Annotated in this window: 14 protein-coding genes; 7 read left to right on the top strand and 7 right to left on the bottom strand. The window is 62.6% G+C overall.

Features of this window, described 5'->3' with window-relative positions; translation table 11 throughout:
• Positions 1–288: 288 nt before the first annotated feature.
• On the bottom strand, positions 289–1,554 hold the full coding sequence (gene rho, locus XH81_RS21060) for a transcription termination factor Rho (protein ID WP_008133567.1): 1,266 nt from the start codon (positions 1,552–1,554) through the stop codon (positions 289–291).
• A 247-nt stretch (positions 1,555–1,801) separates the two neighbouring features.
• Complete coding sequence (hemJ, locus tag XH81_RS21055; protein WP_028139375.1) at positions 1,802–2,236, bottom strand: protoporphyrinogen oxidase HemJ; 435 nt, start codon at positions 2,234–2,236, stop codon at positions 1,802–1,804.
• Positions 2,237–2,695: 459 nt separating this feature from the next.
• On the opposite strand from hemJ, the gene XH81_RS21050 reads away from it, so the two are divergent.
• Genes XH81_RS21050 through dnaQ form a run of 4 tightly spaced genes read left to right on the top strand, consistent with a single transcriptional unit; the run spans position 2,696 to position 5,547 of the window.
• Complete coding sequence (locus tag XH81_RS21050) at positions 2,696–3,535, top strand: pyruvate, water dikinase regulatory protein (protein ID WP_018323540.1); 840 nt, start codon at positions 2,696–2,698, stop codon at positions 3,533–3,535.
• A gap of 8 nt (positions 3,536–3,543) precedes the next feature.
• Entirely contained in the window at positions 3,544–4,152 is a 609-nt protein-coding gene (locus XH81_RS21045) for a Maf family nucleotide pyrophosphatase (protein ID WP_028139376.1), read from the top strand.
• A 23-nt stretch (positions 4,153–4,175) separates the two neighbouring features.
• Positions 4,176–4,775, top strand: a complete 600-nt coding sequence (gene coaE / locus XH81_RS21040) for a dephospho-CoA kinase (protein ID WP_028139377.1) — start codon at positions 4,176–4,178, stop codon at positions 4,773–4,775.
• Between the two features lie 58 nt (positions 4,776–4,833).
• Positions 4,834–5,547, top strand: coding sequence for a DNA polymerase III subunit epsilon (gene dnaQ, locus XH81_RS21035; protein ID WP_028139378.1), 714 nt, complete (start codon positions 4,834–4,836; stop codon positions 5,545–5,547).
• Here the strand turns inward: dnaQ and secB are convergent.
• Entirely contained in the window at positions 5,544–6,026 is a 483-nt protein-coding gene (gene secB / locus XH81_RS21030; RefSeq protein WP_018323536.1) for a protein-export chaperone SecB, read from the bottom strand. The genes dnaQ and secB overlap by 4 nt on opposite strands.
• 410 nt (positions 6,027–6,436) lie before the next feature.
• Here secB and XH81_RS21025 point away from each other — a divergent pair, with 410 nt between their 5' ends.
• The 3 genes from XH81_RS21025 to XH81_RS21015 are packed head-to-tail and all read left to right on the top strand — an operon-like array spanning position 6,437 to position 9,247.
• Positions 6,437–7,144: a Tim44/TimA family putative adaptor protein gene (locus tag XH81_RS21025; protein ID WP_028139379.1), complete on the top strand. Its 708-nt coding sequence runs from the start codon at positions 6,437–6,439 to the stop codon at positions 7,142–7,144.
• Positions 7,122–8,660 (top strand): murein transglycosylase A, encoded by a 1,539-nt coding sequence (gene mltA, locus XH81_RS21020; protein WP_028139380.1) that lies wholly within the window; start codon positions 7,122–7,124, stop codon positions 8,658–8,660. Before XH81_RS21025 ends, mltA begins: the two co-directional genes overlap by 23 nt.
• On the top strand, positions 8,657–9,247 hold the full coding sequence (locus tag XH81_RS21015; protein WP_028139381.1) for a Smr/MutS family protein: 591 nt from the start codon (positions 8,657–8,659) through the stop codon (positions 9,245–9,247). The genes mltA and XH81_RS21015 overlap by 4 nt, the downstream gene beginning before the upstream one ends.
• Before the next feature lie 121 nt (positions 9,248–9,368).
• Here the strand turns inward: XH81_RS21015 and XH81_RS21010 are convergent, their stop codons facing one another.
• From XH81_RS21010 to XH81_RS20995, 4 genes are all read right to left on the bottom strand, one after another.
• Complete coding sequence (locus XH81_RS21010) at positions 9,369–10,493, bottom strand: hypothetical protein (RefSeq protein WP_028139382.1); 1,125 nt, start codon at positions 10,491–10,493, stop codon at positions 9,369–9,371.
• Between the two features lie 192 nt (positions 10,494–10,685).
• Entirely contained in the window at positions 10,686–11,990 is a 1,305-nt protein-coding gene (hslU, locus tag XH81_RS21005; protein WP_028139383.1) for an ATP-dependent protease ATPase subunit HslU, read from the bottom strand.
• 49 nt (positions 11,991–12,039) lie between these two features.
• Positions 12,040–12,657: a DUF2585 domain-containing protein gene (locus tag XH81_RS21000; RefSeq protein WP_028139384.1), complete on the bottom strand. Its 618-nt coding sequence runs from the start codon at positions 12,655–12,657 to the stop codon at positions 12,040–12,042.
• The gene (locus XH81_RS20995) at positions 12,654–13,136 is read right to left on the bottom strand and encodes a GNAT family N-acetyltransferase (RefSeq protein WP_028139385.1); all 483 of its coding nucleotides are present in this window, start codon (positions 13,134–13,136) and stop codon (positions 12,654–12,656) included. Before XH81_RS20995 ends, XH81_RS21000 begins: the two co-directional genes overlap by 4 nt.
• Positions 13,137–13,138 lie beyond the last annotated feature (2 nt).

The raw sequence follows: 13,138 nt of genomic DNA, 5'->3' as shown, positions 1-13,138 counted from the left end.
AAGGCAAATGGGCCGCTCCCAGGACCGCGGCGGGTCCGTTTTGCTGCGCCTTTGCCGCAGCAAAGATCATGTTGCATCGCAATAGAGACCCGGAAATTCGCTGCAAAAACCTCGCCGTTTGGCAAAGGTCCGCCAGCCGATGTCAAGCATTCTGTAGGTATATCAACATCTTCTGAGAAATCTGGATCTGCGCGTCGACACAGCTCCATGCTGCATCTACGCCGCAGCAGAGCCGCACAACGAAAAAGGGCGCCCGAAGGCGCCCTCTAATTTCTTGCTGCACCATGCTCAGGTGTTCATGGAGTCGAAGAACTCCGAATTGCTCTTGGTCGAGCGCAGCTTGTCGAGCAGGAAGTCGATCGCGTCCATCGTGCCCATCGGGTTGAGGATGCGGCGAAGCACGTACATCTTCTTGAGCACCTGCGGATCGGTGATGAGCTCCTCCTTGCGGGTGCCGGAGCGCGAGATGTCGATCGCCGGGAAGGTGCGCTTGTCCGAGACCTTGCGATCCAGGATCAGTTCCGAGTTACCGGTGCCCTTGAACTCTTCGAAAATGACTTCGTCCATTCGGCTGCCGGTATCGACCAGCGCGGTCGCAATGATGGTCAGCGAGCCGCCCTCCTCGATGTTGCGGGCGGCACCAAAGAAGCGCTTCGGGCGCTGCAGCGCATTGGCGTCGACACCGCCGGTCAGCACCTTGCCGGATGACGGCACCACGGTGTTGTAGGCGCGGCCCAAACGCGTGATCGAATCGAGCAGGATCACGACGTCGCGGCCGTGCTCGACCAGACGCTTGGCTTTTTCGATCACCATCTCGGCGACCTGGACGTGACGCACCGCGGGTTCGTCGAAGGTCGACGACACGACCTCGCCCTTCACCGAGCGCTGCATGTCCGTGACTTCTTCCGGACGCTCGTCGATCAACAGCACGATCAGATAGCATTCGGGGTGATTGTGCGTGATCGAGTGCGCGATGTTCTGCATCAGCACGGTTTTACCCGTGCGCGGCGGCGCGACGATCAATGCACGCTGGCCCTTGCCGATCGGCGCGACGATGTCGATCACGCGTGCAGAAAGGTCTTTCCGCGTCGGATCGTCGATCTCCATGCGGAAACGCTGATTCGGAAACAGCGGCGTGAGGTTGTCGAAATTGACCTTGTGCTTGGCCTTTTCCGGATCCTCGAAATTGAGCGTGTTGACCTTCAGCAGCGCGAAATAGCGTTCGCCCTCTTTCGGGCTGCGGATGTGGCCTTCGATGGTGTCACCGGTGCGCAGGCCGAAACGGCGGATCTGCGACGGCGAAACGTAGATGTCGTCCGGGCCCGGCAGATAATTCGCATCGGGCGAGCGGAGGAAGCCGAAGCCGTCGGAGAGAACCTCGACGACGCCCTGGCCGACAATATCGGTCTCGGCGAGCGCGAGCTGCTTGAGGATGGCGAACAGCAGCTCCTGCTTGCGCATGGTGCTGGCATTCTCGACCCCGTTCTCCTCCGCGAACGAGACGAGCTCGGCCGGCGTTTTGGACTTGAGGTCTTCGAGTTTAATTTCCCGCATTGGGGTGGTCCTGTGGGGTAACCTTGGGAGGGGTGCGAGGAGGCTCTGAAATGCGGACGTGAGAAGATAAGGTCCGCAGGTCTGGCAAGGTTAAGTGCCGATGAGGCTTCAAACCTGATGCGGTGTCCGGCCTCTGGAAAGCTCAGACACAACCACATCCGCCTGCGTTGGGTGGGATATCGATAATATAGAAAATCGCTCCCTTCTCCGCAAGCCGAAGCGCTGAGCTAATCGTCGCGCGCCTTGCCTAGAACGGCTTCACGATCACCATGATGACGATGAGAATCATCAGGACGGTCGGCACCTCGTTGATAATTCTATAGAATTTCTGGGTCCGGGGGCGTCGGTCCGCGGCGAAATCCTTCAGCCAGCGAGAAAAAAAGCCGTGGACCGCGGACATCGCCAGGACCAATGCCAGTTTTACGTGCAGCCAGCCAAACGAGAACCAGTGGCCGGACCAGGCGAGATAGAGCCCGGCGAGCCAGGTGACGATCATGGCCGGGTTGATGATGGCCTTGAGCAGCCGACGTTCCATCACCTTGAACGTTTCCGACTGCTTCGAGCCGATTTCGGCCTCGCTGTGATAAACGAACAGCCGCGGCAGATAGAGCATGCCCGCCATCCAGGAGATGACGGCGATCACGTGCAGCGCCTTGATCCAGAGATAGACGTCTTCAAACATTTTCTGCGTCCGGATTTCTGAGCCAGCCGAGGGAACGCTGGGGATAGTAAGAACTCGTTAAGGTCTTGCCTGCACACATATCCGTCCGTAGCGCCTTCCTCAAATCTAGAATCTTAGATTCTTAAGGTTTGAGTCTATGTGACCGTGGATTGGACTCACACAATTCCGTCCGCACGTTCACGCGCGCTTGTTCACATCCATCAACATATCCCTGATCGCTGCGGCGATTTACGATAAGTCGGCCAGCTTCAAAGGCTTGCGCCTTTCTGTCGGTAGCTTATCAAGGGGGTTGTCCGCGCAATCCCGTTTCCCCGCAGCGAGGGCGCCGGACTTGTCCTGACGGGCAGCGGTGTGAAGAAAATTGGCACTTGTCCCGCCCCTGGTGTCGCGCAACCCTTTCCGAGGGGTTAAGCTCCACAGAAATCCACAATCCACACCGACTCCATACAAAGAGATTTTGTGCCAACCTCGAACAATTATTTCCATCTGCACCTCGTGTCCGACTCCACCGGCGAGACGCTGATCACCGTGGCACGCGCGGTTGCGGCCCAATACGCCAACGTCACCCCGGTCGAGCATGTCTATCCGCTGGTGCGCAGCCAGAAGCAGCTCGACCGCGTGCTCGACGAGATCGAGGAAGCGCCGGGGATCGTGCTGTTCACGCTGCTGGAGAAGGATCTGGTCTCCAGGCTCGAGGACAAGTGCAAGGAGATCAATGTTCCGAGCCTGTCGATTATCGGCCCGGTGATGCAGCTGTTCGAAGCCTATCTCGGGGCTGCGACCACCGGCCGCGTCGGCGCCCAGCACGTCCTCAACGCGGAATATTTCAAGCGCATCGATGCGCTGAACTACACCATGATCCATGACGATGGTCAGCATGTCGAAGGTCTCGACGATGCCGACGTGGTGCTGGTTGGTGTGTCCCGCACTTCCAAGACGCCGACGTCGATTTATCTGGCCAATCGCGGCATCCGCACCGCCAACGTGCCGCTGGTTCCCGGCATTCCGGTGCCTTCGCAACTGGAGACGCTGACGCGGCCGCTGGTCGTCAGCCTGCACGCGACGCCGGAACGCCTGATCCAGATCCGTCAGAATCGCCTGCTTTCGATGGGGACCGACTCCGGCAACGACACCTATACCGACAGGCAGTCGGTCACCGAGGAAGTTGCGTTTGCGCGCAAGCTCAGTGCCAAGCATGATTGGCCGCTGCTGGATGTCACGCGACGCTCGATCGAGGAAACCGCGGCGGCGATCATGAAGCTCTACAGCGATCGCCAGCGCAACCGGCCTTCCGGATAGCTTTCGCGATGGGTCTGTGGCTCGGCAAACATCCGTTGATTCTGGCCTCGCAGAGCAGTGCCCGAAAAATGCTGCTGGCCAATGCCGGGCTGGAGTTCAAGGCTATTACCGCCGATATCGACGAGCGCGGTATTCAATTAGCTTCGGCGCTTTCAAATCCGCGCGAGATCGCACTGCTGCTGGCGCGCGAAAAGGCCAAGGCGATCTCGGCCAATCATCCCGGAAGCTACGTGATCGGGGCCGATCAGACACTGGCTCTTGGCAACCGTCTTTTCAACAAGCCCGCAGGCCGTCCGCAGGCATTGGCGCAATTGCGCGATCTCGCCGGCAACAGCCATGAGCTGAATTCCGCCGTGGCCGTGGCGCATGACAGCAAGATTGTTTTCGAAGACGTCGCGGTCGCACATATGACCATGCGCGAAATGACCGAGGACGAGCTTTCAGCCTATCTGGACGCTGCCGGCGACGCCGTCACCACCAGCGTCGGGGCCTATCAGCTTGAAAGCCTGGGCATCCATCTGTTCGAGCGGATCGAGGGCGATCATTTCACCATTCTCGGCCTGCCGCTGCTGCCGCTGCTTGCGTTCCTGCGACGCGAACGGCTAGTTGCGGTGTGAATGACAGACAGGGCTGAGCGCCGATGCGGATCCTGGGACTGACCGGCTCGATCGGGATGGGGAAATCCACCACTGCGAAACTGTTCGCGGAGGCCGGCGTGCCCGTCTACGACGCCGATGCCGCCGTGCATCAGCTTTATGAAGGCGAAGCGGCGCCCGCCATCGAGGCCGCCTTTCCCGGCACCACTGTGAACGGCAAGGTGGACCGGCCAAAACTGTCGGCGCGCGTCGTGCACGACCCCGCGGCCATCAAGCAGCTCGAGCAAATCGTCCATCCGATGCTCGGCGCCTCCCGGCAAAAGTTTTTTGCCGAGGCGGAAGCCGCCAAGGCGCCGGTCGTGGTGCTGGACATCCCGCTGCTGTTCGAGACCGGTGGCGAGAAGCGGGTCGATGCCGTGGTCGTGGTTTCGACCTCGCCGGAACTCCAGCGCGAGCGGGTGCTGGCGCGCGGTACCATGGACGAAGCCAAGCTCGACGCGATCATTGCCAAGCAGACGCCGGACGCCGAGAAGCGCAAGCGGGCCGATTTCGTGGTGGATACGTCACACGGACTTGACCCGGTGCGCGCGCAAATCGCCCACATCCTGGCCGAGGTCGTTAAGATGCCGCAGCGGCGAGCCTGATTCGCCGTCTCCTCACACGGTTCTCAAGACGCTGCTCTCAAGCTACTGATCTCAAGACATGCGCGAAATCGTTCTCGACACCGAAACCACCGGCCTTGATCCGCTGCGCGGCGATCGTCTGGTCGAAATCGGCTGCGTCGAGATGCTCAACCGCATGCCGACGGGGCAGACGTATCACGTCTATATCAATCCCGAACGGGACATGCCGGCGGAAGCTTTTGCGGTGCATGGTTTGTCGGCCGAATTTCTGTCGACCAAGCCGCTGTTCCACGAGGTCGTCGATGCGTTTCTGGAGTTCATCGGCGATGCGCCGCTGGTGATCCACAACGCCTCGTTCGACATCGGCTTCATCAATGCCGAGCTCGACAAGATCAAGCGCGCGGCGATCCCGCGCGAACGGCTGGTCGATACGCTGCTGCTGGCGCGGCGCAAGCATCCCGGCGTGTCCAACCGGCTCGATGACCTCTGCTCGCGCTATGCGATCGACAATTCACACCGCACCAAGCACGGCGCGCTGCTGGATGCCGAGCTGCTGGCCGAGGTCTATGTCGATCTGGTCGGGGCGCGGCAGTCGCAGCTGCTTCTGGCGTCGGACGCTCAGGAGATTCGGGTCAATGCGGCTGGCGATGCGCCGCGGCGGCAGCGGCTGGTGCCGCTCGCGCCGCGGGTTTCCGATGCCGAGCGTGAGGCCCACAAGGCCTTCATCGCAACGCTCGGCGACAAGGCGATCTGGAACGAGTTTTTGCCCGCTCCAGCTCCTCCGGCTGGTTAGGCCTGGCCGCTCGGCTGAGCGGCCATTTGCCGCTCCATGTTCTGGCGGTAGAGACCGACGAAGTCGACCGGATCCAGCATCAGGGGCGGGAACCCGCCGTCGCGCACCGCGGTCGCGATGATCTCGCGGGCGAACGGGAACAGCAGGCGCGGGCACTCGATCATGACCAGCGGATGCAGATTCTCCTTCGGCACGTTGGCGATGCGGAACACGCCGGCATAGGCGAGCTCGAACGAGAACATGATCTTGCCCGCGGTCTCGGCCTTGCCTTCGACCGACAACGTCACCTCGAACTCCTGTTCGCTGAGATTGTTGGCGCTGACATTGATCTGGATGTTGATCTGGGGAGGCTGGCTCTGCTGCTGGAGCGAGCTGGGCGCGTTCGGATTTTCGAACGAAAGGTCCTTGGTATATTGCGCCAGCACGTTGAGCTGGGGAGCCTGGGCCGCCTCGGGAGGGGTGCCGTTACCATTGGTCATGAGAGTCTCTCCTTACCCGATTTGGGCTGAATTTCGCGGCGGTTGGCTAACATAGGGCCGCCTCATTCCACAAGGACGAACGGTCCCGGAGGCGGATTCCGGCCGCGTCGCAACCGCCGCGTTCATCCCGCCTTTTCCGCAAAACTGCGCCTTAAATGATTGAAGATGCGCGATTTCCGGGCAGGATCGGGTTTCCCCTTAAGCATAAAACGCGCTACACTCGGTGCTGTGCCAAAAGGCGCCATTGGCCGGGCAAGATTTCGTGCCTACATCCCACGGACCTGACGTGGACCTAAAATGGTGATGTAGACTTGCCGTTCCCGTATGGAACGGTCTACTGGCCGGATTGATTTTCCCGGCGACGACCCCAAAGCGAAGACCCAGAGCAAAGACCAGAAAGCGAATCCGACGTGGACATCTACACCATCATCTTCCTGGCGCTGGCGGTCTTCATCTTTCTGCGGCTGCGCAGCGTGCTCGGGCAGCGTACCGGCAACGAGCGGCCGCCGTTCGATCGGACCGCCGCTCGCAATGCGCTCGGGGGTGCCCAGGACAACAACGTCGTGACCATGCCGGGCAAGGTGATCGACCAGGCCCCGCTGGCGCCGACGGCCGAGCCGACCCCGCCCTCCGATCGCTGGAAGGGCCTGACCGAGCCGGGCACCGCGCTTGCGCAGGGCCTGGATGCCATCGTCGACAAGGATGCCACGTTCGACCCGCGCCATTTCATCTCGGGCGCCCGCGGTGCCTACGAGATGATCGTGCTGGCCTTTGCCAATGGCGACCGCCGCGCGCTGCGCGACCTGTTGTCCTCGGACGTCTATGACAGCTTCGAGGCCGCGATCAAGGAACGCGAGAAGAACGAGCAGAAGACCGAGACCCGCTTCGTCTCGATCGACAAGGCCGAACTCGTCGGCGCCGAGCTGCGCGACCGTACCGCCCAGCTCACGATTCGCTTCGTCTCGCAGATGATCTCGGCCACCCGAGACAAGGCCGGCAATATCGTCGACGGCAGCGCCGACACGGTCGCCGACATCACCGACATCTGGACTTTCGCCCGCGACGTCACCTCTCGCGATCCGAACTGGAAGCTGGTTGGCACCGGAAGCGCGAATTAAGGTCTATCTGAAGACCGGCGCGACGGCGCTTTGCGCAGGTGTCGTCGTGCTATCGTCGTTTTCGCTCGGCGCCGAGGCCGCGCGGCGCCACTATCGCAGCCATCACCATCATCCCCCGCAATTGCCTGCGGCTCCGCCGCGGGCCTTGCCCTATCCGCAGCTCCCGCTGCCGTTCGAAATTCCGGGCGCGCAATATCTGCCGCTGGCCTGGGCGGACGTGAAGGGCTGGAGCGATGACAATCATCTCGCGGCGTACAAGACGTTCCGCGCCAGCTGCAAGCCGATCAATGCACAAACCGGCGCGGCCGAGCCGAAAGCCTTGGGAGGTTCGCTGAGCGAACCTTGCCGGGCGGCGAAATCGCTCGATCTCATCGACGACGCCAAAGCAAAGACCTTCTTCGAGGAGAATTTCGCGCCGCTGCGGATCTCCCGCCTCGGCGAGCCCGACGGTTTCGTCACCGGCTATTACGAGCCGGTGCTGGAGGGATCGCGCACGCAGACCGACGTCTACAACGTTCCGGTCTACCGGCGTCCCTCGAATCTGTTCGTGCGCGGCTACAAGCAGGATTCGGTCAGCCTGCCCAACAAGGGCCCGGTCTATCGCAAGATCGGCCGCCGCAAGCTGGTGCCCTATTACGACCGCGGCGAGATCGAGGACGGCAAGATCGCCGGCCGCGGGCTGGAGATCGCCTGGCTGAAGGATCCGACCGATCTGCTGTTCGCGCAGATCCAGGGCTCGGCGCGGATCAAGTTCGACGACGGCGGCACGGTCCGACTGAATTACGACGCCTATAACGGCTATCCCTACACTGCCGTCGGGCGCGTCCTGATCGAGCGCGGCATCATTCCGAAGGAAGAGATGTCGATGCAGAAGATCAGGGAGTGGATGGCGCAAAATCCTGACGGTGCCAAGGATCTGCGCCGCCAGAACCGCGCCTATATTTTCTTCCGAGAGGTCAACCTCTCCGACAAGGATGAGGCGGTGGGCGCGCAGGGTATCCCGCTGACGGCGGGACGCTCGATCGCGGTGGACAAGGCGCTGCATGTCTACGGCACGCCGTTCTTCATTGAGGGCGAGCTGCCGATCGAGTCCGAACGCTCGAAGACACCGTTCCATCGGCTGATGATCGCGCAGGATACCGGCTCGGCCATCATCGGTCCCGCGCGCGCCGATCTGTTTTTCGGCGCAGGCCAGGAGGCCGGCCGCATCTCGGGGCGACTGCGCCATCCCATGCATTTCGTGATGCTGGTGCCGAAGGGCCTCGATCCCTCGGCACGCGGCGCCCGGCTGCCGCTGCCTGATCCGCGCCCCTCGGAGAAGATCGCCAAGCTGTTTCCGCAAACCGACCCCGGGAAGGGGACGGCGAAGCCGGCCGCTGCCGCCGGCCCCGCGGAAACCAAGAGCGACACCGTCGCCATCGCGGGTCCAGTCCCGCTGCCGGCGCCGCGTCCCGTGATCGAGCCCGCTTCCGAACCCCAGCGGCCAGTGAAGAAACGGCCCCATCGGCAGCAATGAAGCGATCGTCCCGTCCGCCCGTCCTGGAGCCTCGCCCCTCGCCGCGCCGCCGCGCGCTGAGCGAGGAGGAGCGCGAGCTGTGGGAAGTCGTTGCCAAACAGGTCAAGCCGCTGAGGAAGCACCGCGCCGCGAAGGCGCATGCCGCTCCGCGCACCGAGCCTTTGCCCGCAGCACCCGTCACGCGGCCTGCGTCATCGCCACGACCGGTTACTGCTGCACCGGCGCCGCGCGCCGCAAAACCGGCCGTCCCGCCTTTGGCGCCGCTCGGCAAGCGCGAGCGCACAAAACTGTCGCGCGGCCGCAGCGAGATCGAGGCGCGACTCGATCTGCACGGCATGACCCAGACACGCGCGCATCGTGCCCTGACCGGCTTCCTGCACCGCGCCCATCACGACGGCCTGACCTTCGTGCTCGTCATCACCGGCAAGGGCCGCAGCGGCGGCGAAAGCGGCGTGCTGCGCCGCCTGGTGCCGGAATGGCTGAGCCTGCCGGAATTCCGCGCCTTCGTCGTCGGCTTCGAGACGGCGCATATCGGCCATGGCGGCGAGGGCGCGCTGTATGTGCGGATCAGGCGGGCGAGGTCTTAAGACCTGAAACGATGAGACTCGACACGCGCTCCGGCGAAAGTGCGTTCCCTCCCCCACAAGGGGGGAGGGAACGGAGAGAGCATCGCTGTTGGCCATACTCGATTTGACTTCAACCAGTGCTCTAGAACGGCCGGATGATTCCAACGCGCGGGATCAGCGTGAGGATCAGGCCGAAGATATTCGTTTTCTGATCCTCCGTCGGGATCAGCGCTGTCACCTGCGCGGCCGGCAGCATCTTCACGGCATGCAGGAGCAGGAACATGCAGACCGCCCAGTTCGAGATCCAGCGCGAATAGTCGAACACCATCGCAAACATCACGAGATAGGCGAGGCTGATGCCGATCAGTGCCGCGAGCACGAGGCGGCGGTGCGTCTCGCTTGCGAGCGCGCCGATGAGCTTCGCGAAGAAACGCCACAGCGGCGTGTGCAGCCAGATCAGCAGCGCGAACACGGGCACGCCGAGGACGTTGTGCGGCAGGCGCCCCCAGGTGTCCGAGACCTCCTTGGACAGCGGCTGGTACCAGATGTAGGCAAATTGCAGCAGATCGGTTCGCGAGGGATCGGCCATCCGGCTCTTCAGATAGGCGACGAAATCCGCTTCGGGGATCGGCATCGTTCCCAAAAATTGTGCCGCAAAGAACAGCGCCGCGACAATGATCAGGGCGACGATGCCGAAGGCGATATTGCCGCGATTGAGCCCGCAGGCGAGATAGTGCCTGATCACGACGATGGTGACGATCGTCGGCACATACATCAGCAGATGAATGTGGTGGATCAGCACGAGAACGATCGAGAACAGCGCAGCCAAAGCCACGAACAGCAACGACCCCGCCGGCATCAGCAGCAGAACGAGCGCCAGCGCACAGCCATAGATGTCGAAATGGCCGAGCGTGTGCATGAAGTTCTTGAGGAAGAACGGCGAGCCCGCAATGAAGACGAACAGCGGCAGCGTTTTCGCGGTGAAGCCAAAGCTCTTCTGAAACAGCCTTGCGTACAGGGCCAGCGTCACCAGCCACGTCACCCCGCCGATCGCGAACACCGACCAGACCGGCACCTTGTCCGTGAACAGCGCGACGGTGGCACCGATCAGCGCGCGCTTGATGAAGCCGAAATGGTAGTCGACCAGGAGATGGATGTAGGGGACGTAAGGCGGCAGCTGGATCTTGTGAATGAACACGCCGACGATGACCGCCGCGTTGATCGCGAGCAGGAGTCGCCAGGGATTGTTCTGGATCGGAGCGATCACGCAGCACCCGGGCTGGCGCGATCGACCTCCGCCGTCGTCCCGGGCAAGCGAAGCGCGACCCGGGACCCATAACCACAGGAGGTTATTTGAGGCAGGGCTGGAGCTACTATCTGTTTCAACAAGGACCGCTGGTGGTTATGGGTCCCTGCTTTCGCAGGGACGACAACCGATTGATAGCGTGACCGCCCAGAATTACAAAATGAACCGGCTCAGATCGGCGTTCTTGGCGAGATCACCCACGTGCTTCTGCACGAAATCCGCATCCACCTTGACGGTCTCGCCGCTGCGGTCGGGGGCGGTGAAGGAGATCTCGTCCAGCACCCGCTCCATCACGGTCTGCAGCCGCCGCGCGCCGATGTTCTCGACGGTGGAATTGACGGCGACCGCGACGTCGGCGAGCGCGTCGATGGCGCCGTCGGTGATGTCGAGCGTCACGCCCTCGGTCTGCATCAAGGCGACATATTGCTTGATCAGCGAGGCCTCGGGCTCGGTCAGGATGCGGCGCATGTCGTCGCGGGTCAGCGCCTGCAATTCGACGCGGATCGGCAGGCGGCCCTGCAATTCCGGCAGCAGGTCCGACGGCTTTGCGACGTGGAAGGCGCCGGAGGCGATGAACAGGATGTGGTCGGTCTTGACCGCGCCGTGCTTGGTCGAGACCGTGGTTCCCTCGATCAAGGGCAACAGATCGCGCTGCACGCCCTCGCGCGAGACGTCGCCGGCGGCACGGCCCTCGCGCGCGCAGATCTTGTCGATCTCGTCGAGAAACACGATGCCGTTGTTCTCGACCGCGTTGATCGCCTCCAGCGTCAGCTGATCGGTGTCCAGCAGCTTGTCGGACTCCTCGTTGACGAGGATCTCGTGCGAGCCTTCGACCGTCAGCCGCCGCGTCTTGCTGCGGCCCCCTAACTTGCCGAAGATGTCGCCGATCGAGATCGCGCCCATCTGCGCGCCCGGCATGCCCGGGATCTCGAACATCGGCATGCCGCTGCCGCCGCCTTGCGTCTCGATCTCGATTTCCTTGTCGTTGAGCTCGCCGGCACGCAGCTTCTTGCGGAAGGATTCACGCGTCGCCGCGCTGGCATTGGCGCCGACCAGCGCATCGAGCACGCGCTCCTCGGCGGCGAGCTGCGCGCGGGCGTGCACGTCCTTGCGCTTCTTCTCGCGGACCTGGGCGATTGCGACCTCGACGAGATCGCGCACGATCTGCTCGACGTCGCGGCCGACATAACCGACCTCGGTGAATTTGGTCGCTTCCACCTTCAGGAACGGCGCATTCGCGAGCTTGGCGAGCCGCCGCGCGATTTCCGTCTTGCCGACGCCGGTGGGGCCGATCATCAGGATGTTCTTTGGCAGCACCTCTTCGCGCAGCGAGCCTTCGAGCTGCTGCCGGCGCCAGCGGTTGCGCAGCGCGATCGAGACGGCGCGCTTGGCGTCGGCTTGGCCGACGATGAAACGGTCGAGTTCGGAAACGATTTCACGGGGAGAGAAGTCTGTCATGTCTGTCTAGCTAGGGCGGGAGGCGGTCAAGGACAAGTCGCTTTTTAGGTCAGATGATGGGCGGGCCGGATTGCCATTGCTTCACCGCCTCGATCGGATGGATCAGCATCAGGATATTGAGCGTCAGATTGTCGCGAATGTGCAGCGCCAGCATGATCTCGAAGGCGAGGCCGATCAGGATCGTCGCTGATACGGGCAGAACGCGTGCGACGAGGAACCCGAGCATCATGGCCAGATTGTCGGAGACCGAATTGACGATGCTGTCGCCGAAATAATCCAGCGAGATCGTGCCGGCGCGGTAGCGCTCGATGATGAAGGGCGAGTTCTCGACGATCTCCCAGGCGCCTTCGATCAGCATGGCGATGATCAGTCGAGCCGGCCAGGATAGAGACAGCAACGGCAATCGCGCGAACAGCAGCCAGGTCAGGCCATAGAACAGGAAGCCGTGCAGAACATGGGAAAAGGTGTACCAGTCGGCGATGTGCTGGGAGTTCTCCGAGCTGTTCACCACGCCGTGCCACAGCTTGACATAGCCGCAGGTGCAGATCGGCACCCGCCCCATGCCGAACAGGATCGCAGCCTGCAGCGCCAGCAGCAACAGCGCGATGCCGGCCCAGGCGAGCGGCGGGAACGCCGTCTTGGCGGTGGAAGTCGCGGCAAGCGTCATGGGTCTCGGATCATCAGGAGTGCGGGACCATCGGGCGTAACGATCTCGTGCTGCGGCACGAATCCAGCTTTCTCATAGGCACGAATTGCGCGCGGATTGGCGGGGTTGGGGTCGATCACGATGCGCGGCACGCCGCGGGCAAAGAGCTGATCGATGAAAGCGCGAATGAAAGCCGAGCCGTGGCCGCATCCGACCATGTCAGCCTCGCCGATGAATTGATCGAGGCCGCGGGTGCCCACGGGCTGCGAGCCGAAGCTGACATGCCAATCGCCGATCTGGTAGCACTGCAGATAGGCGAAAGACCGACCGTCAAGGCTGACGATGAACTGCGCCAAGTCAGGATGCTCGAGGTCGCCGCTGACGAACTCGAGCGTCTCCGGATCATGCCACCATTCGGCGACATGCGGCGCGTCCAGCCAGCGCCGGATCATCGGCAGATCGGCCTCGGCCATCGGGCGGAAGGTGTGGGCGGGCGCCATGG

The sequence above is a fragment of the Bradyrhizobium sp. CCBAU 25360 genome (assembly GCF_028128695.1).
GTDB classification, from domain to species: Bacteria; Pseudomonadota; Alphaproteobacteria; order Rhizobiales; family Xanthobacteraceae; genus Bradyrhizobium; species Bradyrhizobium ottawaense.
The sequence above is the reverse complement of the archived record's forward strand: the minus strand, read 5'-3'. Positions and strand labels throughout refer to the sequence as shown.

Excerpts from the sequence above, each read along its gene's own strand:
- XH81_RS20995 (WP_028139385.1), bottom strand. The coding sequence starts at position 13,136 with ATGGCGCCCGCCCACACCTTCCGCCCGATGGCCGAGGCCGATCTGCCG.
- rho (WP_008133567.1), bottom strand. The coding sequence starts at position 1,554 with ATGCGGGAAATTAAACTCGAAGACCTCAAGTCCAAAACGCCGGCCGAG.
- XH81_RS21000 (WP_028139384.1), bottom strand. The coding sequence starts at position 12,657 with ATGACGCTTGCCGCGACTTCCACCGCCAAGACGGCGTTCCCGCCGCTC.
- coaE (WP_028139377.1), top strand. The coding sequence starts at position 4,176 with ATGCGGATCCTGGGACTGACCGGCTCGATCGGGATGGGGAAATCCACC.
- XH81_RS21015 (WP_028139381.1), top strand. The coding sequence starts at position 8,657 with ATGAAGCGATCGTCCCGTCCGCCCGTCCTGGAGCCTCGCCCCTCGCCG.
- dnaQ (WP_028139378.1), top strand. The coding sequence starts at position 4,834 with ATGCGCGAAATCGTTCTCGACACCGAAACCACCGGCCTTGATCCGCTG.
- secB (WP_018323536.1), bottom strand. The coding sequence starts at position 6,026 with ATGACCAATGGTAACGGCACCCCTCCCGAGGCGGCCCAGGCTCCCCAG.
- hemJ (WP_028139375.1), bottom strand. The coding sequence starts at position 2,236 with ATGTTTGAAGACGTCTATCTCTGGATCAAGGCGCTGCACGTGATCGCC.
- XH81_RS21045 (WP_028139376.1), top strand. The coding sequence starts at position 3,544 with ATGGGTCTGTGGCTCGGCAAACATCCGTTGATTCTGGCCTCGCAGAGC.
- hslU (WP_028139383.1), bottom strand. The coding sequence starts at position 11,990 with ATGACAGACTTCTCTCCCCGTGAAATCGTTTCCGAACTCGACCGTTTC.